The 17,659-nt window shown below is 72.4% G+C and carries 17 protein-coding genes; 6 read left to right on the forward strand and 11 right to left on the reverse strand.

Annotated elements, in window-relative coordinates:
- Positions 1–21 precede the first annotated feature (21 nt).
- The 4 genes from ACZ67M_RS32880 to argH all read right to left on the reverse strand — a co-directional run bounded on the left by ACZ67M_RS32880 (position 22) and on the right by argH (position 4,694).
- Entirely contained in the window at positions 22–1,554 is a 1,533-nt protein-coding gene (locus tag ACZ67M_RS32880; RefSeq protein ID WP_392014219.1) for an MFS transporter, read from the reverse strand.
- Positions 1,551–2,102: a TetR/AcrR family transcriptional regulator gene (locus ACZ67M_RS32885; RefSeq protein WP_360888111.1), complete on the reverse strand. Its 552-nt coding sequence runs from the start codon at positions 2,100–2,102 to the stop codon at positions 1,551–1,553. Before ACZ67M_RS32885 ends, ACZ67M_RS32880 begins: the two co-directional genes overlap by 4 nt.
- Positions 2,103–2,193: 91 nt before the next feature.
- Complete coding sequence (locus ACZ67M_RS32890; RefSeq protein WP_361360787.1) at positions 2,194–3,165, reverse strand: aldo/keto reductase; 972 nt, start codon at positions 3,163–3,165, stop codon at positions 2,194–2,196.
- Positions 3,166–3,266: 101 nt separating this feature from the next.
- Positions 3,267–4,694 carry an argininosuccinate lyase gene (gene argH / locus ACZ67M_RS32895; protein WP_392014216.1) on the reverse strand — a complete coding sequence of 476 codons (1,428 nt, stop codon included), beginning with the start codon at positions 4,692–4,694 and terminating at the stop codon, positions 3,267–3,269.
- Positions 4,695–4,812: 118 nt separating this feature from the next.
- On the opposite strand from argH, the gene ACZ67M_RS32900 reads away from it, so the two are divergent.
- From ACZ67M_RS32900 to ACZ67M_RS32925, 6 genes are all read left to right on the forward strand, one after another.
- On the forward strand, positions 4,813–5,400 hold the full coding sequence (locus tag ACZ67M_RS32900) for a pyridoxamine 5'-phosphate oxidase family protein (protein WP_469853854.1): 588 nt from the start codon (positions 4,813–4,815) through the stop codon (positions 5,398–5,400).
- 3 nt (positions 5,401–5,403) lie between these two features.
- On the forward strand, positions 5,404–6,120 hold the full coding sequence (locus ACZ67M_RS32905) for a L,D-transpeptidase family protein (RefSeq protein WP_392014213.1): 717 nt from the start codon (positions 5,404–5,406) through the stop codon (positions 6,118–6,120).
- A gap of 87 nt (positions 6,121–6,207) precedes the next feature.
- Complete coding sequence (locus ACZ67M_RS32910; protein ID WP_361360779.1) at positions 6,208–7,590, forward strand: ferredoxin reductase family protein; 1,383 nt, start codon at positions 6,208–6,210, stop codon at positions 7,588–7,590.
- Between the two features lie 27 nt (positions 7,591–7,617).
- The gene (locus tag ACZ67M_RS32915) at positions 7,618–8,451 is read left to right on the forward strand and encodes an FMN-binding protein (protein ID WP_392239270.1); all 834 of its coding nucleotides are present in this window, start codon (positions 7,618–7,620) and stop codon (positions 8,449–8,451) included.
- Between the two features lie 55 nt (positions 8,452–8,506).
- Positions 8,507–9,244, forward strand: a complete 738-nt coding sequence (locus tag ACZ67M_RS32920) for an FAD:protein FMN transferase (RefSeq protein ID WP_392014483.1) — start codon at positions 8,507–8,509, stop codon at positions 9,242–9,244.
- 62 nt (positions 9,245–9,306) lie between these two features.
- The gene (locus ACZ67M_RS32925) at positions 9,307–9,999 is read left to right on the forward strand and encodes a haloacid dehalogenase type II (RefSeq protein ID WP_469853855.1); all 693 of its coding nucleotides are present in this window, start codon (positions 9,307–9,309) and stop codon (positions 9,997–9,999) included.
- A 12-nt stretch (positions 10,000–10,011) separates the two neighbouring features.
- Here the strand turns inward: ACZ67M_RS32925 and ACZ67M_RS32930 are convergent, their stop codons facing one another.
- The 7 genes from ACZ67M_RS32930 to ACZ67M_RS32960 form a co-directional block, all read right to left on the reverse strand.
- A complete protein-coding gene (locus tag ACZ67M_RS32930; RefSeq protein ID WP_064726981.1) occupies positions 10,012–10,551 on the reverse strand; it encodes an arginine repressor in 540 nt (179 codons plus the stop codon).
- 7 nt (positions 10,552–10,558) lie between these two features.
- Positions 10,559–11,788, reverse strand: a complete 1,230-nt coding sequence (locus ACZ67M_RS32935) for an acetylornithine transaminase (protein ID WP_385797091.1) — start codon at positions 11,786–11,788, stop codon at positions 10,559–10,561.
- Entirely contained in the window at positions 11,785–12,684 is a 900-nt protein-coding gene (gene argB / locus ACZ67M_RS32940; RefSeq protein WP_361360771.1) for an acetylglutamate kinase, read from the reverse strand. Before argB ends, ACZ67M_RS32935 begins: the two co-directional genes overlap by 4 nt.
- Entirely contained in the window at positions 12,681–13,832 is a 1,152-nt protein-coding gene (gene argJ / locus ACZ67M_RS32945) for a bifunctional glutamate N-acetyltransferase/amino-acid acetyltransferase ArgJ (protein ID WP_453438665.1), read from the reverse strand. Before argJ ends, argB begins: the two co-directional genes overlap by 4 nt.
- Positions 13,829–14,857 carry an N-acetyl-gamma-glutamyl-phosphate reductase gene (argC, locus tag ACZ67M_RS32950; RefSeq protein WP_469853856.1) on the reverse strand — a complete coding sequence of 343 codons (1,029 nt, stop codon included), beginning with the start codon at positions 14,855–14,857 and terminating at the stop codon, positions 13,829–13,831. Before argC ends, argJ begins: the two co-directional genes overlap by 4 nt.
- 84 nt (positions 14,858–14,941) lie before the next feature.
- A complete protein-coding gene (locus ACZ67M_RS32955) occupies positions 14,942–15,112 on the reverse strand; it encodes a hypothetical protein (RefSeq protein ID WP_469853857.1) in 171 nt (56 codons plus the stop codon).
- Between the two features lie 72 nt (positions 15,113–15,184).
- A complete protein-coding gene (locus ACZ67M_RS32960; RefSeq protein ID WP_469853858.1) occupies positions 15,185–17,659 on the reverse strand; it encodes an alpha-L-arabinofuranosidase C-terminal domain-containing protein in 2,475 nt (824 codons plus the stop codon).

Here is a 17,659-nt window from a genome sequence, read left to right on the forward strand (position 1 = left end):
TTCGTGTGTCCGTGCCGGGGGCTACGGGTGTTCCACACCGTCCTCCAGGCGCTGGCCCCTGAGCAGGAACCAGGAGGCCACCGCGGCGGCCAGGAGGACCGCGGCGCCGACGCCGGCCGCGAGGGTCAGGCCGTCGACGAAGGCCTGGCGGGCGGAGTCCAGGAGCGCCCCGGCCGTGTCGGCGGGGAGACCCGCGGCGGCCTCCACCGCGCCGCCCAGTGACTCGTGTGCCGCCGCCGGAGTGCCCGCCGGACCGGTGAAGTCGCGGTAGACGCCGGTCACGATGGAGCCGAGCACCGCGATGCCGAGCGCGGCGCCGAGTTCGTACGCCGTCTCGGAGACCGCGGAGGCGGCGCCCGCCTGTTCCTTGGGCACGCTGGAAAGGATCACGTCGGCGGTCACCGTGAACGAGAACCCGGCGCCGACGCCGACGACCAGCAGGGCCGCGCCGAGCAGCGGGTATCCGGTGTTCTGCCCGATGACGGTCAGCGCGGCGAGCGCGAGGCCGACGGCGGCGAGCCCGCCCGCGACCACGGCACGGACCGAGAAGCGCCGGGCCGCGCGGCCCGCGATCAGGCCCGCCACCACCGCGCCGACGGCGGCCGGCAGCTCGGCCAGTCCCGCCTCGAAGGGCCGCCTGCCCTGGACGAGTTGCAGATACTGGGAGAGGAAGAAGACCAGCCCCGACAGGCCCAGGATGGTCAGCAGGTCGGCCAGGACCGCCCCGCTGAAGCCCCGGCTGCGGAACAGCCGCATGTCGAGCAGCGGCTTCGGCATCGTCAGCTGGCGGCGCACGAAACCGTAGAGCGCGGCGGCGCCCAGCAGGCCCGCGGCGAGCGTGGCCCACGCGAACCCGTGCGCGGCGGCCTCCTTGACGGCGTACACCACACCGACCATGCCGACCAGGGAGAGGGTGACGCTCAGCAGGTCCCACGGTCCGGGGGCGGGGTTGCGGGACTCGGGCAGCAGCTTGGCGCCGACGACGACCAGGACGGCCATCACGGGCAGGTTGATCAGGAAGACCGAGCCCCACCAGAAGTGCTCCAGCAGGAACCCGCCGACGATCGGGCCGACCGCCGTACCGGCGGAGGCGGTGGCGCCCCAGATGCCGACGGCGAGGCTGCGTTCGCGCGGGTCGTGGAAGAGGTTCCGGATCAGGGCGAGGGTGGCGGGCATCAGGGTGGCGCCCGCGACGCCGAGCAGCGCCCGGGCGAGGATCATCAGCTCGGGCGTGTGCGCGTAGGCGTTGAGCACGGATATCGCGCCGAACGCCGTGGCGCCCACGAGCAGGATCCGCTTGCGGCCGATGCGGTCGCCGAGGCTGCCCATGGAGACGAGCAGACCGGCGATGACGAAGGAGTAGACGTCGCCGATCCAGAGCAGCTGGGTGCCGGACGGGGCGAGGTCCTCACTGATGTAGGGGGTCGCGAGACCGAGCACGGTCGCGTCGACGGCCACCAGCAGCACGGCCAGCACGAGGACGGACAGCGCCAGCCAGCGGCCGGGGCGCTTCACCGCCTCGGTCGTGTGTGCCGACTGCAGGGTGCGGGTCATGATCCCTCTCTCCGGAGTGCGCCGCCGAGCAGCAGCTCGACGATCATGTGGGTGAAGTCGTTGCGGGCCACGCGGCCCTCGGTCACGGCCCAGGCGCCGGCGCCGATCAGGCCGTAGAGCGCCTCGGTGAGCCAGGCCGGGGTGAGGTCGATGCGGAACTCGCCGCTCTCCTGACCCCGGCGGAACAGCGCGGCCAGCCGGGCGTCGACGCGCGCCCAGCCCTCGTTCTGCTCCTCGCCCTCGAACAGCTGGTTCTCGGTGTAGAGGAACGCGATCAGACCGGCGGCGGGCTCTATCTCGCCGACGAGCCGGCGGACCGCGTCGGCGGCCGCTCCCTCGTCGAGGCGGGCCGCCGCCAGGGCGGCCTCGCACTCGGCGATGCCGAGCGCCTCAAGCGCCCGGACCAGCGCGTCGCGCCCGGCGAAGTGCCGGTGCAGCGTGGCCCGGCTGATCCCGGCCGCCCGTGCCACCTCGTCCATCGTCGCGGTGGCTTTGCGGGTCAGCAGGGACGCGGCGTCGCGCAGTACCTGGTCTCGATCAACGGCCATGAGACAACGATAACCCACATGAGACATCTTTGTCTCACACTGGGCATGCGTGACTCACCTCTCAGAGATGAGTCACGGACGTGCGAAGGGCTCAGTGCCAGGGCAGCTGCCCGCGCCGCTCCCAGTAGGCGCCCGGTTCCTCGACGAGCGCGCCGAGGCGTGCCACCTGGTCCTCGTCGAAGTCGACGACGGCGGCGTGCAGGTTCGAACCGAGCTGGTTGACGGTGGCGGCCCCGGAGAGGACCACGCCCGCCCACGGCTGACGCAGGATCAGCGCGAGCGCGACCGCGTCGCAGCCCAGGGCCGTCTCCTCCGCGACGGCCTTGAGGGCGCCGGGCGCGTGGGGTTCGGCGAGCCGGCCGTTGGCCATGCCCTCCTTGACGATCACGGTGAGCCCGGCCTCGTGCGCCTCTGCGAGCGCGGGCCCGGCGGAGGTCTCCAGCGCGTTGTACGTCGACTGGACGGTACGGAAGAGGGGCTCGCCGTCCACGGTCACCGCGAGCGCGGCGCGGATCGCCTCCGCCTGGGCGGGGCCGCTCGTGGAGAAGCCGACGGTGACCCCGCCCGCGGCGGCCTCGGCCAGCTTCGCGTGCAGTTCCTTGTCCGTGAGGGCCGGACTGTCGGGGGTCAGCGAGTGGATCTGGTAGAGGTCGAGCCGGTCGCCGAGCAGGGCGTCGGTCTCGCCGCGCTGACGTTCGTAGGTCGCCGCGCCGTGGTCCTTGACCTCGTGCCGCTCGGCCTCGGTGGACCAGTCGGCGGTGTAGGTGTACCCCCACTTGCTGCCGACGATCACGTCGTCGGCCTCCGGGCGCTCCCGGAGCCAGTCGGCCAGGAACTCCTCCGAGCGCCCGTACGAGCGGGCCGCGTCGAAGTAGCGCACGCCCTGCGCGTAGGCGGCGTCGAGGAGGTCGTGGGTCCGCTCGCGCATCGCCTGTACCGTACGGTCGGCCGGCAGGTCGTGGTCGCGACCGAGGTTGATGTAGCCGGGTCGGCCGACGGCGGCGAGACCCAGACCGATGTGGCAGGTGGGAGTGGTCGCCGCTGCCAGGCGGGCGAAGGGCATCGCGGGCTCCGTTCGGTCGGCTGTTGAAGCTGCTGAGCTTGCCGTAGCTGCTGTAGCTCGCTGACCAACGTAACCGCGATGCCCCTCCGGTACACCGGGTGCTACTTCTTGGCGTTCGCCCACGCGTGCTGGCCGGCCACGTCCGCCTTCACCTCGGCGAGCTGGACGGCGACCGCCTCGGGCGCCGTGCCGCCGCGGCCGTTGCGGGAGGCCAGGGCGCCGGGGACGTCGAGCACGGAGCGGACCTCGGGGGTGAGGTGGGCGGAGATCTTCGCGAACTGCTCGTCGGTCAGCTCGTCCAGTTCCTTGCCCTCGGCCTCGGCGGCCTTCACGCACTCGCCGGCCACCTCGTGCGCCACGCGGAACGGGACGCCCTGCCGGACCAGCCACTCGGCGATGTCGGTGGCCAGCGAGAAGCCGGCCGGGGCCAGCTCCTCCATGCGCTCGCGGTGGACGGTGAGGGTGGCCATCATGCCGGTGAAGGCGGGGAGCAGGATCTCCAGCTGGTCGATCGAATCGAAGACCGGCTCCTTGTCCTCCTGGAGGTCGCGGTTGTACGCGAGCGGGAGGGCCTTGAGGGTCGCCATCAGGCCGGTCAGGTTGCCGATCAGGCGGCCGGACTTGCCGCGGGCCAGCTCGGCGATGTCCGGGTTCTTCTTCTGCGGCATGATCGACGAGCCGGTGGAGAAGGCGTCGTGCAGCGTCACGAAAGAGAACTCCTTCGTGTTCCAGATGATGATCTCCTCGGCGATCCGCGAGACGTTCACGCCGATCATCGCGGTGACGAAGGCGAACTCGGCGACGAAGTCGCGGGAGGCGGTGCCGTCGATGGAGTTGCCGGCGCTGCCGTGCTCGAAGCCGAGGTCGCGGGCGACCGCCTCGGGGTCGAGGCCGAGGCTGCTGCCCGCCAGCGCGCCCGACCCGTACGGGGACACGGCGGTGCGCTCGTCCCACTGCCGCAGCCGCTCCGCGTCCCGGCCGAGCGCCTGGACGTGGGCGAGGACGTGGTGCGCGAAGAGCACGGGCTGGGCGTGCTGGAGGTGGGTGCGACCGGGCATGGCCACGTCCGGGTGGGCCTCGGCGAGGCCGATCAGCGCGTCCTGGAGGTCGGCGATCAGACCGCCGAGGATCCGGGCGTGGTCGCGCAGGTACATCCGGAAGAGGGTGGCCACCTGGTCGTTGCGGGACCGGCCGGCCCGCAGCTTGCCGCCGAGGTCGGCGCCGAGGCGCTCCAGCAGGCCGCGCTCCAGGGCGGTGTGCACGTCCTCGTCGGCGATGGTGCCGGTGAAGGAGCCGTCGGCGACGTCGGCCTCGAGCCGGTCGAGGCCGTCGATCATCCGGGTCAGCTCGTCCTCGGTGAGCAGGCCCGCCTTGTGCAGCACGCGCGCGTGGGCACGCGAACCGGCGATGTCGTAGGGCGCGAGCCGCCAGTCGAAGTGCACGGACGCGGACAGCTTCGCCAGGGCCTCGGCGGGACCGTCGGCGAAACGGCCGCCCCAGAGCCGGACGTCACCGCTGTTGCTGCTCACTTGGGTCGCTCCTCACCGTACGATCACTGTCTTGCATGAGTATGCAGAACACTGCATGATTCGTCAATCTCGCAGGCAGCCGGGACGCGCCGCGTCCACTCCCGCATAATCGTTAGGCATGGGAAAGACTTATGAGCGCATAGACGGCAGACTCCGCGCCTTCATCGAGGCACAGCCCCTCTTCTTCACCGCCACCGCTCCCCTGGCCGGCGACGGCACGGTGAACCTGTCGCCCAAGGGCCTCACGGGCAGCTTCGCGGTGCTGGACGAACACACCGTCGCCTACCTCGACTTCGCCGGCTCCAACGCCGAGACCATCGCCCACCTGCGGGAGAACGGGCGGATCACCCTGATGTGGTGCGCGTTCCAGGGCCCGCCGAACATCGTCCGGGTGCACGGCCGCGGCGAGCCCGTCTTCCGCGACGACCCGCGCTTCCCCGGCCTCCTCGGCCACTTCCGCGACATCGACAGCACCGCCCACGGACTGCGCGCGATCATCGTCGTGACCGCCGAACTCGTCCGCGACACCTGCGGCTACGCCGTCCCCTTCATGGCGTACGAGGAGGACCGGGATCTGCACGGCAAGCGGTTCGCCCGGGAGGACGACGCCTCGCTCAGCGCCTATTTCACCAAGAAGGACCACGTCGCGACGAGCCTGGACGGCCTTCCCGGGCTGCCGTTGCCGCTGCCCCCCTCTACCGTCTGACCCATGCGCCCCGGTGTCCTAGCCGTCCTCGTCTCCGCGTCCCTCCTCACGCTCGGTTCCGCGCCGCCCGGCGGGCCCGCCGCCCAGCCGCTGCCGGCCCGGATGGCGGACACCGGCGGCGGCACCCAGCTGATCACCGCCGTCGCGCCGGGCACCGGCTCGACGACGGGCACGGTCACCTGGTGGGACCGCAGGGGCGCCGGGGACGGCCGGTGGGTGCGGGCCGGTTCCGCGCCCGCCCGTTTCGGGGCCGGGGGGCTGACCTCCGGGGCGACGCGCGTGCAGGGCACGAACACCACCCCGACCGGGCTGTACGACCTGCCGTACGCCTTCGGCATCCGGGCGGCGCCGCGCGGCACGGCGTACCGGTACCGCCCGGTCCGCCAGGACTCCTGGTGGTGCCAGGACAACGCCTCGCGCGCCTACAACCGCTGGACCGAGCCGCGCCCCGCCGACTGCCGCGCCGCCGAGGCCGAACACCTGGTCACCTACACGGCGCAGTACGCCCACGCCCTGGTCGTGGGCTTCAACTACCACCGCCCCGTGCGCGGCCGCGGCGCGGGCATCTTCCTGCACGTCAACGGGCGCGGGGCGACGGCCGGCTGCGTGTCGGTGCCGGCCGAGGCGATGCGGCGCATCCTGCGGTGGGCCGAGCCCGGCGACCGCCCGCACCTCGCGATCGGCACCACCGGCGGCGCGACGGCGATCACGCGCTACTGACCGGCGACGGGAGTCCGGACCGGGCTGAACGCTCGGGCGGCGCCGCGCGTATCTGTGGGCCAAGGGTCAAGTCCCCACGGAGGAACCGTGACCACCACGCTCGCCGGCGGCCGTGCCGCCCGCCGTCAGACGATGCGGCGCATCCGTCCGCGCCGCTCCCCCGCCGTCCCCCTGCTGCTCGCCGTGTGGGCGGGCGCGGCGGGCGTGTTGTGGCTGTGGTGGCGCAACACGCCCGCCATCTCGGACCAGACCGGCATGATCCTCAACGCGGGCCGGATCACCGGCCTGCTCGCCGGGTACCTGATGGCGCTGGTGGTGCTCCAGATGGCGCGGGTGCCGGCGCTGGAGCGGCGGGTGGGCTCCGACCGGGTCGCCCGCTGGCACGCCATGACCGGCCGCTACACGCTCTGCCTGGTCCTCGCCCACGTCTTCCTGATCATGTGGGGCTACGCCGCGCAGGCCGGCAAGGGCCTCGGTGACATCGTCGCCCAGACGGTCGACTCCGTGAACCAGCTGCCCGACATGGGCAAGGCCGCCATCGGCACCGGGCTGCTGGTCGTCATCGGGCTGATCTCGATCGGTCCGGTCCGCCGGCGCATCCCGTACGACCTCTGGTACCACGTGCACCTGCTGACGTACGCGGCCGTGTTCCTGACCTTCTGGCACCAGCTGAGCACCGGCAACGACTTCGCGGTCGAGCCGGTGGCCAAGACCGTCTGGTACGTGCTGTACGGGTCGGTGACGGCGCTCGTCCTCTGGTACCGCGTGCTGACGCCGCTGCGTCTCAACCTGCGGCACCGGTTGCGGGTGGAGGCGGTGATCGAGGAGACGCCCGGCATCGTGTCGGTGCTGATCGGCGGCCGTCGGCTGCACCGGATGGGCGCGGAGGCCGGTCAGTTCTTCCGCTGGCGGTTCCTGGCACCGGGGATGCGGTTCAGCTCTCACCCGTACTCGCTGTCGGCGGCGCCGCGCCCGGACATGCTGCGGATCACCGTGAAGGCGATCGGCGACCACAGCGCCCGGCTGCGCGAGCTGGAGCCCGGCACCCGGGTGTGGGCCGAGGGCCCGTACGGCGCCCTGACGGCCCAGCGCCGCAGCCGCGGCAAGGTGCTGCTGGTGGCGGGCGGGGTCGGGATCACGCCGATGCGGGCGCTGTTCGAGACGCTGCCCGGCGCCTCCGGCGACATCACGCTGCTCTACCGGGCCAACAGCACGCAGGAGCTGGCGCTGTGGGGCGAGCTGGCCGGGATCGCCGAGGAGCGCGGCGCCCGGCTGATGTACGCGGTCAACAGCCCGGACGGGGAGCGCCCGGACATCTCCGCGGAGACCCTGAGCCGCAAGATCCCGGACGTCGAAAGCCACGACGTCTTCCTGTGCGGGCCGCCCGGTTTCGCCCAGTCGGTGTACGAGGCACTGCGCGGCGCGGGGGTTCCCGCCCGCCGTATCCACCACGAGTCGTTCGAGATGTGAGCGACGGACATCAGGAGTCCAGGACAGATGAGGAAAAGTCACCCCGTTCGGCGTGCCGTGCTCGCCGGCGCCGCGACCGTGTCCGGGATCGTGCTGCTGCTGTCGCTGAAACCGGCCTCGGACCCGGGCTCCGCCTCGGCGGCGGGCGGCGCCGCACCGCCGGCGGCCGCGCAGTCGCCGCAGGGCGGCCGGGGCGCCGGGTCCGGGACGGTCACCGGAGACGCGGCCGACACCCAGTACGGGCCGGTGCAGGTCCGGCTCACGGTGAGCGGTGGGAAGATCACCGGGGCCGAGGCCGTGCAGGCGCCCAAGGGCGGGCAGAGCGACCAGGTCACCGCCGACGCGGTGCCCAAGCTCAACCAGGCCGCCGTCAGCGCGGGCACCGCCGACATCGACGCCGTCTCGGGCGCCACGTACACCAGCGCCGGATACGTGAAGTCCCTCCAGTCGGCGCTGGACAAGGTCGCGGCCGCCTCCCAGGGACAGGACTCGGGCTCGGGCTCGGGGCAGGGTTCCGGCGACGGGACGGGGCAGGGCTCCGGTGCCGACTCCGGCTCCGGCGAGGAGCAGGGCGGCGGTGGGCAGGGCACGCAGGTGCTCACCGGTGACGTCGCGCAGACCCAGTACGGGCCCGTCCAGGTGCGCGTCACCGTCAGCGGCGGGCGGATCACCGGCGCCGAGACGCTCCAGGCGCCCAAGGGCGGACGGAGCGACCAGGTGACCGCCGACGCGGTGCCCAAGCTCGACCGGGCCGCCGTCAGCGCGGGCACCGCCGACATCGACGCCGTCTCCGGCGCCACCTACACGAGCGCCGGATACAAGCAGTCCCTGCAATCGGCACTGGACCGGGCCGGTGGCTGACGCCGTGGCCGAGTCCGCACAGGCTCCCGCCGCGGTGCGTCACGTGGAGGAGACGATGGGGACCGTCTTCTCCTTCGACGTCCGCGGCGGGGAACCGTCGGCCGTCCGGGCGGCGTTGGACGAGGCGGTCGCCGGACTGCGCCGGGCCGACGAGGTGTTCAGCACCTACCGCGACGACAGCCAGGTCTCCCGGCTGGCGCGGGACGAGGTGACCGTAGACGCGTGCGCGCCCGAGGTCGCCGAGGTGCTGGAGCTGGCGGCCGAGGCGGAGCGGGTGAGCGACGGCTGGTTCAGCACGCGGTACCGGGGGCGGCTCGATCCGACCGGGATCGTCAAGGGCTGGGCCGTGGAGCGTGCCGCCCGCCGGATCGCGGCGGCGGGTGCCACGGGGGTCAGCCTCAACGGCGGCGGGGACGTGCAGTTGCTCGGGTCGCCGGGGGCGCGGCGCCCCTGGCGGGTCGGTGTGTCGGACCCGCTGCGGCCCGGCGGGCTCGCGGCCGTGGTCTCCGCGGCCGGGGCGGCCGAGCTGGCGGTGGCGACGTCCGGCAGCGCCGAGCGGGGCGCGCATGTGGTCGACCCGCGCACCGGGCGTTCGGCGGTCACCGACCTGTTGTCCGTGACGGTGGTGGCGCCGCGGCTGACCTGGGCGGACTGCTGGGCGACGGCGGCGTTCGCGATGGGTTCGCGGGAGGGGCTGCGGTGGCTGGAGTCGCTGCCCGGCGTCGAGGGGCTGCTGATCACGGCCGGGGACGAGGTGCGGTGTACTGGAGGACTGGCGGCCTGGCTGGGCTGAACCCGGCCGACGGGTGACCGGCGCGCCGCCGGGCAGGTGTCCGCACGCGTGGAGGAGGCCGCATGGCAGGGGCGAGCGAGGTCGAGGCCGTCGTGTTCGACGTGCTCGGCACGATGGTCGACGAACCGGGGGGACTGCGCGCGGCGTTGCGCGAGGCGGTGCCCGAGGCCGACGCGGCGTCGGTCGGCCACCTGCTCACGGTGTGGCAGGAGCACGTCGAGCACGAGATCGGGCGCATCGGGGCGAAGGAGCGGCCGTACGCCGACTCCGGGGTCCTGGACCGGGAGGCGGCGGAGCGGGTCGCCGAGCATGCCGGGCTCACCGACGTGGACGCCGTGGCGCGGCTGGCCACCGCCGGCCGGCGCCTGCCGCCGTGGGACGACTCCGTCACGGGTCTCGCGCGCCTGGCCGAACGTTTCCCGGTGCTGGGGCTCTCCAACGCGAGTCGCGGGTCGCTGCTCCGCCTCAACGCGTACGCGGGACTGCGCTGGCACCAGGCCCTGTCGGCCGAGGACGCCGGGGCGTACAAACCCGCGCCGGAGGTCTACCGGCTCGCCCTCGGCGCGGCCGGCTGTCCGCCGGAGCGGGTGCTGATGGTCGCCGCCCACGCCTGGGACCTGCGTGGCGCCCAGGCCGTGGGCATGCGCACCGCATACGTCCGGCGCCCGGTGGGTGACCCGCCGCGCGGCTCGGACGCCTTCGACTGGGCGGTGGACGGTCTGGCCGAGCTGGCGGCGGTGCTGGCCCCGGAGTAGTCCCGCTCCCCCTCAGTGGCCGTTCTGCGCCAGCCGCAGCAGGTGGTCGGCGAGCGCCTGCCCGCCCGTCGGCTCCCGGCTGATCAGCATCAGGGTGTCGTCGCCGGCGATGGTGCCGAGGATGTCGTGCAGTTCGGCCTGGTCGATGGCCGAGGCGAGGAACTGCGCCGCACCCGGCGGGGTGCGCAGGACCACGAGGTTCGCCGAGGCCTCCGCGGAGATCAGCAGCTCCGCGGAGAGCCGCCGCATCCGCTCCTCCTTCGCCGACTCGCCGAGCGGCGCCCGCGGGGTGCGGAAGCCGCCCTCGCTGGGCACCGCGTAGATGAGGTCGCCGTCGGTGTTGCGGATCTTCACCGCGTTCAGCTCGTCCAGATCGCGGGAGAGCGTCGCCTGGGTGACGGTCAGCCCGTCGTCGGCGAGCAGCTTCGCGAGCTGGCTCTGCGAACGCACCGCCTGCCGGTTGAGGATGTCCACGATCCGCCGGTGGCGTGCGGTGCGGGTCTGCGGCAGGGCGGGCCCCGCCGTCTGATCGTGCTCCTGCGCCTGGCTCATCGTCGTCTCATTCTCCGGATCGTCCGTCCCCGTGGGCCGCGTGGGCGGCCTGGTCAAGGATGCCGGGCAGGGCCCCGAGGAAGGCGTCCACCACGTCGTCGCCGAGGTTCAGCGCGGGCATCAGCCGTACGACATCGGGGGCGGGCGCGTTCACCAGGATTCCGGCGTCCTGAGCCGCCTGCTGCACCTGGGGCGCGAGCGGCTCGGTGAGCACGATACCCAGGAGCAGTCCGGCGCCCCGGACGTGCCCGGCCAGCGGGTGGCCGAGCGCCTCGACCCCGCCGCGGATCCTCTCGCCCTGCCGCTTCACGTTGTCCAGCAGACCCTCGTCCGCGATGGTGTCGAGGACGGCGAGGCCGGCGGCGCAGGCGACCGGGTTGCCGCCGAAGGTCGTGCCGTGCTGGCCCGGCTGAAGGAGTTCGGCGGCGCGTCCGAAGGCGACCGTCGCGCCCAGCGGCAGCCCGCCGCCGAGGCCCTTGGCGAGGGTGACGACGTCCGGCAGGACGCCCTCGTGCGCCTGGTACTCGAACCAGTGGCCGGTGCGGCCGACGCCGGTCTGCACCTCGTCCAGGACCAGCAGCGCCCCGGTGGCGGCGGTGATGGCGCGGGCGGCCTTGAGGTAGCCGGGGGGCGGGACGACGACGCCGTTCTCGCCCTGGATCGGCTCGATGACGACCAGGGCCGTCTCCTCGGTGACCGCCGCCGCGAGCGCCTGCGCGTCCCCGTAGGGCACGTGGGTGACGTCGCCGGGCAGCGGCCGGAACGGCTCCTGCTTGCCGGGCTGCCCGGTCAGCGCCAGGGCGCCCATGGTGCGGCCGTGGAAGCCGCCCTCGGTGGCGACCATGTGCGGCCGCCCGGTGAGCCGGCCGATCTTGAAGGCGCCCTCGTTGGCCTCGGCGCCGGAGTTGCAGAAGTAGACCCTGCCGTCGCGGCCGAAGTGCTGGAGCAGCCGTTCGGCGAGGGCGACGGGCGGTTCGGCGATGAAGAGGTTGGAGACGTGGCCGAGGGAGGCGATCTGCCGGCTCACGGCCTCGACCACCGCCGGGTGGGCATGGCCGAGCGCGTTGACCGCGATGCCGCCGACGAAGTCCAGGTACTCCTTGCCGTCGGCGTCCCAGAGCCGGGCGCCCTCGCCGCGCACGAGGGGCAGACGCGGCGTGCCGTAGTTGTTCATGAGCGTGCCCTGCCAGCGCTCGGTCAGCTCCGCGTTGCCCGCGGTGTCCCCGGTGTTGCTCACGACTCCCCCTGTTCGTCCGGCACGACCATCGTGCCGATGCCCTCGTCGGTGAAGATCTCCAGCAGGATCGAGTGCTGGACCCGGCCGTCGATGACCCGGGCGGTGGTGACGCCGTTGCGTACGGCGTGCAGGCAGCCCTCCATCTTCGGCACCATGCCGGAGGACAGGTCGGGCAGCAGTTTCTCCAGCTGGGACGCGGTGAGGCGGCTGATCACCTCGTCGGAGTCCGGCCAGTCCTCGTAGAGGCCCTCGACGTCGGTGAGGACCATGAGAGTCTCGGCGCCGAGCGCCGCAGCGAGTGCCGCAGCCGCCGTATCAGCATTGACGTTGTAGACATGGTGGTCGTCCTCGGAGCGGGCGATCGAGGAGACGACCGGGATGCGGCCGTCGGCGAGCAGCGCCTCGATGGCGCCGGTGTCGATCTCGGTGATCTGTCCGACCCGCCCGATGTCGACGAGTTCGCCCTCGATCCGGGGCTGGTGCTTGGTGGCGGTGATGGTGTGGGCGTCCTCGCCGGTGAGGCCGACGGCGAGCGGTCCGTGCTGGTTGAGCAGCCCGACCAGTTCGCGCTGGACCTGCCCGGCCAGCACCATCCGTACGACGTCCATGGCGTCCTCGGTGGTGACGCGCAGGCCGGCCTTGAACTCGCTGACGATGCCGTGCCGGTCGAGGGCGGCGCTGATCTGCGGGCCGCCGCCGTGCACGACGACGGGCTTGAGGCCGGCGTGGCGCAGGAAGACGACGTCCTGGGCGAAGGCGGCCTTGAGGTCCTCGTCGACCATGGCGTTGCCACCGAACTTGATGACGACGGTCTTGCCGTGGTGCCGGGTCAGCCAGGGCAGCGCCTCGATGAGGGTCTGGGCCTTGGGGAGCGCGGTGTGCTTACGGGTGCTCATGAGGAGTACGCGCTGTTCTCGTGGACGTAGTCGGCGGTGAGGTCGTTGGTCCAGATGGTGGCCGTGGCGTCGCCGGCGGCGAGGTCGGCGACGACGTGGACCTCGCGGTAGCGCATGTCGACCAGCTCGCGGTCCTCGCCGACGCCGCCGTTCTTGCAGACCCAGACGCCGTTGATGGCGACGTTCAGCCGGTCGGGCTCGAAGGCGGCGGAGGTGGTGCCGATGGCGGAGAGCACGCGGCCCCAGTTGGGGTCCTCGCCGTGGATGGCGCACTTGAGGAGGTTGTTGCGGGCGATGGTGCGGCCGACCAGGACGGCGTCGTCCTCGGTCGCGGCGTTCACGACCTCGACCTTGATGTCCTTGCTGGCGCCCTCGGCGTCCCGGATGAGCTGCTGCCCGAGGTCGTCGCAGACGGTCCGTACGGCCTCGGCGAAGTCGTCGTGGGCCGGGGTGACGCCGGAGGCGCCCGAGGCCAGCAGCAGCACGGTGTCGTTGGTGGACATGCAGCCGTCGGAGTCGACGCGGTCGAAGGTGACGCGGGTGGCGGCGCGCAGCGCGGTGTCCAGCGCGCCGGCCTCCAGGTCGGCGTCGGTGGTGAGGACGACGAGCATGGTGGCGAGGCCCGGCGCGAGCATCCCGGCGCCCTTGGCCATGCCGCCGACGGTCCAGCCGTCCTTGGTCACGACGGACGTCTTGTGCACGGTGTCGGTGGTCTTGATGGCGATGGCGGCCTTCTCGCCGCCGTGCTCGGACAGCTGACCGGCGGCCGCCTCGACTCCCGGGAGCAGCTTGTCCATCGGCAGCAGTACGCCGATGAGTCCCGTGGAGCAGACGGCGATCTCGCCCGCGCCGGTGCCGAGCACCTCGGCGGCCTTCTCGGCGGTGGCGTGGGTGTCCTGGAAGCCCTTGGGGCCGGTACAGGCGTTGGCCCCGCCCGAGTTGAGGACGACGGCGGACACCTGTCCGCTCTTCAGCACCTGCTCGGACCACAGGACCGGCGCGGCCTTGACGCGGTTGGAGGTGAAGACGCCCGCGGCGGCGCGGCGGGGACCGGTGTTGACCACGAGGGCCAGGTCGGGGTTGCCGCTCTCCTTGATCCCGGCGGCGATTCCGGCCGCCGTGAATCCCTTTGCTGCGGTCACGCTCACGGGGCGACTCCGATCGTCGTCAGTCCGGTGGTCTCGTCGAGACCCAGGGCGATGTTCATGCTCTGGACGGCACCGCCCGCGGTGCCCTTGGTCAGGTTGTCGATGGCTCCGATGGCGATGACGCGGCCCGCGGCGGCGTCGTACGCGACCTGGACCTGCACGGCGTTGGAACCGTAGACCGAAGCGGTGGCGGGCCACTGGCCCTCGGGCAGCAGGTGCACGAAGGGCTCGTCGGCGAAGGCCTTCTCGTAGGCGGCGCGGACGGACTCGGCGGTGACGCCGGGCTTCGCCTTGGCGGTGCAGGTGGCGAGGATGCCGCGGGGCATCGGTGCGAGGGTCGGCGTGAAGGACACGGAGACCGGCTCACCGGCGACCGCGCCGAGGTTCTGGATCATCTCGGGGGTGTGCCGGTGCAGGCCCCCGACGCCGTACGGCGACATGGACCCCATGACCTCGCTGCCCAGCAGGTGCGGCTTGGCCGCCTTGCCCGCGCCGGAGGTGCCGGAGGCGGCGACGATCACGGCCTCGGGCTCGGCGAGGCCGGCGGCGTAGGCCGGGAAGAGCGCCAGCGAGACGGCGGTCGGGTAGCAACCGGGCACCGCGACACGCTTGGACCCCTCCAGCGCGGCGCGGGCACCCGGCAGTTCGGGGAGGCCGTAGGGCCAGCTGCCGGCGTGCGGGGAGTCGTAGAACCTCTCCCAGTCGCCGGCGTCCTTCAGGCGGAAGTCGGCGCCCATGTCCACGACGAGCACGTCCGGCCCGAGCTGCTCGGCGACGGCGGCGGACTGGCCGTGCGGCAGCGCGAGGAACACGACATCGTGCCCGGCGAGCACCTCGGGCGTGGTCGCCTCCAGGACGCGGTCGGCCAGCGGCAGCAGATGCGGCTGCAGCGCGCCGAGCCGCTGCCCCGCGTTGGAGTTGCCGGTCAGGGCGCCGATCTCGACCTCGGGGTGCGCGAGCAGCAGACGCAGCAGCTCACCGCCCGCATACCCACTCGCCCCGGCCACCGCCGCACGTACCGCCATGACGTCCTCCATCCTTGATGGCATGACTATACGTTTCGCTGCACGTTTATGCAATCCAGCGCATGACCCCGACCGGACCATCGCTCACGCGAGGACGACACGCATACCACCACCCATGAGCACCCCGAGAACCTCGGCGAACAGGTCAAGGGGAAGGCCGTCGTCAAGACCTGCCGCAGACCCCCAGACCTGCCCGTCTTCAGTCCCGGTCAGCGCGTACCGTCCGGGCTCGGGCCGATCAGTGTTCTTCAGCACGGTGCACATCATCCCGGACCGGGCCGGGCCGGCGACGGGGTGTCGCTGGGGCCGGCCCGGAGCGTGGCCCGCCTACCCCTGCCTGATCCGCAGGAACGTCACCGAGTTCGGCGGGAAGGTGTACTCGAACTCGTTCGCCACCCCGGAGAACGTGGACCGCACCGGCGTGACCGGTGTGGTCGTCTCCGTGTTGACCGCGTCCTGGTCGGCGGCCAGGGTCGTGACGCGGGCCTTGCCGGCGGCCTCCGCCGTGCCGAGGTCGACGGCCGTGCGGGCCGCGGTGTCCTGGGCGTTGACGACCTTGACGATCAGGTCGCCGGTGCGCGCGTCCTCCGTGACGACCTGGCGGAACGGCTCGGCCGGCTTGTCGTCGGTGAAGCTGCCCCACTCCTCTCCGTCGAGGTAGAGGGTCACCTGGCGGCCCCGCACCTTGACGTCGATGTCGTAGGCGCGGCCCGTCTCGATCGACCCGGCCTTCGACAGGAGCGTCGACTTGCCGCCGTCCGCGGCCTGCTCGACGGCGGACTGGGTGTTGTTCCAGCCGCCCAGGTTCCACCAGTAGTAGTTGCCGGTGTCCTTGACGCCGAAGGCGACGAGGAAGCCCTCCTTGCCGGCCTTCTTGGTGGCCCTCACGTGCAGGTCGTAGTTCTGCCAGCCGGGGTCACCGGCCGTGACCATGGTGTTCTCGGCCGCGGTGTCGGTCTGGACGTAGGCGCCGTCCTGGACGGTCCAGCTGCCCGCGCCCGAGTGCGTCCACTGCGACGCGCCCCCGGAGAAGTCGTCGGACAGGAGGGTCCGGCCGTCCTGCGAGGTCACCCGCACGTCGTCGTACGCCGCGCTGGTCGCCCACGTCGACAGGCCGACGGCACCGGTGATGGGGCCGCTGACGTCCGGTGTGCCGGTGGCCGTGGACGGGACGACGCGGTCGCCGGTGTTGTTCATGAAGAGCTTCTGGACCTCGTAGTTCGCCGATCCCCAGGACGCGTGGTTGTTGAACCAGATCATGTCCGGGCTCCACTGCACGTAGTCCTCGTTGGCGAGCAGCGGGGCGTAGGAGGCGAGCTTGACGACGTCCGCGTTGCGTTCGAGGCCGGTCATGAAGGCCGCCTCGGACAGGGCGTTCTTCCAGGCGTTGCCCTGGGAGGCGTATTCGCCGAGGAAGACCTTCGGGCCCCCTCGGTCGTAGGAGTCGTAGCGGTCGTTGTTCTGGAGGAACCACTGCGGGCTGTTGTAGTAGTGCTCGTCGACCATGGCGACGCCCGCCTCGCGGTTCAGCCGCCACGCCGTGTCGAAGACGCTGCCGGAGTCGTCCGGTCCGGAGTTGGAGACGACGGTGATGTCCGGGTACTCCGCCTCGATGGCCGCGCGGAACTTCTCGAAGCGCTGAAGGAACTCGACCGGGAGGTTCTCCTCGTTGCCTACCCCCAGGTGGGTGAGGCCGAAGGGCTTCGGGTGCCCCATCTCGGCGCGCTTGCGCCCCCACTCACTGGTGCGGGGTCCGTTGGCGAACTCGATGAGGTCCAGGGTGTCCTGGACGTGCCGCTCCAGCAGCGCCTCGTCGTCGACCGCCTGGTTCTGGCCGCAGCCGGTGACCAGGGCGGGGACGACGGGCAGTGGCATGGCGCCGATGTCCTCGGCGAAGCGGAAGTACTCGTAGTAGCCGAGGCCGTAGCTCTGGTTGTAGCCCCAGAAGTTGGCGTTGGTGGCGCGCTCCTCGACCGGGCCGATGGTGTCCTTCCACTGGTAGCTGCGCTCGCGCTGCCAGCCGCTCGCCTCGCTGTAGTCCGCCATGGAGCCGGTGTTGACGAGGCAGCCGCCGGGGAAGCGCAGGAAGCCGGGGTGCAGGGCCTCGATCTTCTCGGCGAGGTCGGCGCGCAGGCCGTTCGGCCGGTGCTTGTAGGTGTCGCGCGGGAACAGCGACACCATGTCGAGGGCGGCCGGTTCGGCGGTGGCCACGGCGAGTCTGCCGCGGTCACTGGTGCGGGTCGCGGTGAAGGTGGCGGTGTACTTGCGCCACTCGCCCCGCGCGGCCACCTCGCGCACCTGCGCGAGCGTCCCGGCGGCGTCCCGGAGGGTGACGGTGAGCGTGGTGCCGCCGGCGGCGCGGGTCCAAACAGAGAAGTCGTACTTCTCGCCCTTCTCGACGTGGATGCCGGTGTTGTAGCCGCCGTTGGTGACCGACGAACCGGCGCCCAGGGAGAGGTAAGTGCGGTTGCGCTCGTTGAGCCGGCCCGCGTCGTTCAGCACCCGGGCCGTGCCGTCGGACGTCCAGGAGGTGAGCGGTGTGTACGAGTCGTTGTCGGCGGTGGAGTACTCGAAGGACCGGTTCTGCACCAGCTCGGCGTAGAGGCCGCCGTCGGCGGCCCGGTTGATGTCCTCGTAGAAGACGCCGTACATCGTGTCGTCGATCGTCGCGCCCCGGGCGGACGGGTCGACGGTGATCGTGTAGTCGGCTGCGGCCTCCGCGTGGACCGGGGACGGCAGCAGGGCCGAGGCCGTCAGGAGGGCGGTGACGCTGAGACCGAGTCTCCAGCGGGTGCGTGACAT

The organism is Streptomyces sp. NPDC107500, assembly GCF_055582785.1.

Coding starts and splice junctions, on each gene's coding strand:
- ACZ67M_RS32915 (WP_392239270.1), top strand. CDS start 7,618: ATGAGGAAAAGTCACCCCGTTCGGCGTGCCGTGCTCGCCGGCGCCGCG.
- ACZ67M_RS32920 (WP_392014483.1), top strand. CDS start 8,507: ATGGGGACCGTCTTCTCCTTCGACGTCCGCGGCGGGGAACCGTCGGCC.
- ACZ67M_RS32930 (WP_064726981.1), bottom strand. CDS start 10,551: ATGAGCCAGGCGCAGGAGCACGATCAGACGGCGGGGCCCGCCCTGCCG.
- ACZ67M_RS32890 (WP_361360787.1), bottom strand. CDS start 3,165: ATGCCCTTCGCCCGCCTGGCAGCGGCGACCACTCCCACCTGCCACATC.
- ACZ67M_RS32885 (WP_360888111.1), bottom strand. CDS start 2,102: ATGGCCGTTGATCGAGACCAGGTACTGCGCGACGCCGCGTCCCTGCTG.
- argC (WP_469853856.1), bottom strand. CDS start 14,857: ATGGCGGTACGTGCGGCGGTGGCCGGGGCGAGTGGGTATGCGGGCGGT.
- ACZ67M_RS32925 (WP_469853855.1), top strand. CDS start 9,307: ATGGCAGGGGCGAGCGAGGTCGAGGCCGTCGTGTTCGACGTGCTCGGC.
- ACZ67M_RS32960 (WP_469853858.1), bottom strand. CDS start 17,659: ATGTCACGCACCCGCTGGAGACTCGGTCTCAGCGTCACCGCCCTCCTG.
- argB (WP_361360771.1), bottom strand. CDS start 12,684: ATGAGCACCCGTAAGCACACCGCGCTCCCCAAGGCCCAGACCCTCATC.
- ACZ67M_RS32880 (WP_392014219.1), bottom strand. CDS start 1,554: ATGACCCGCACCCTGCAGTCGGCACACACGACCGAGGCGGTGAAGCGC.
- ACZ67M_RS32900 (WP_469853854.1), top strand. CDS start 4,813: ATGGGAAAGACTTATGAGCGCATAGACGGCAGACTCCGCGCCTTCATC.
- ACZ67M_RS32905 (WP_392014213.1), top strand. CDS start 5,404: ATGCGCCCCGGTGTCCTAGCCGTCCTCGTCTCCGCGTCCCTCCTCACG.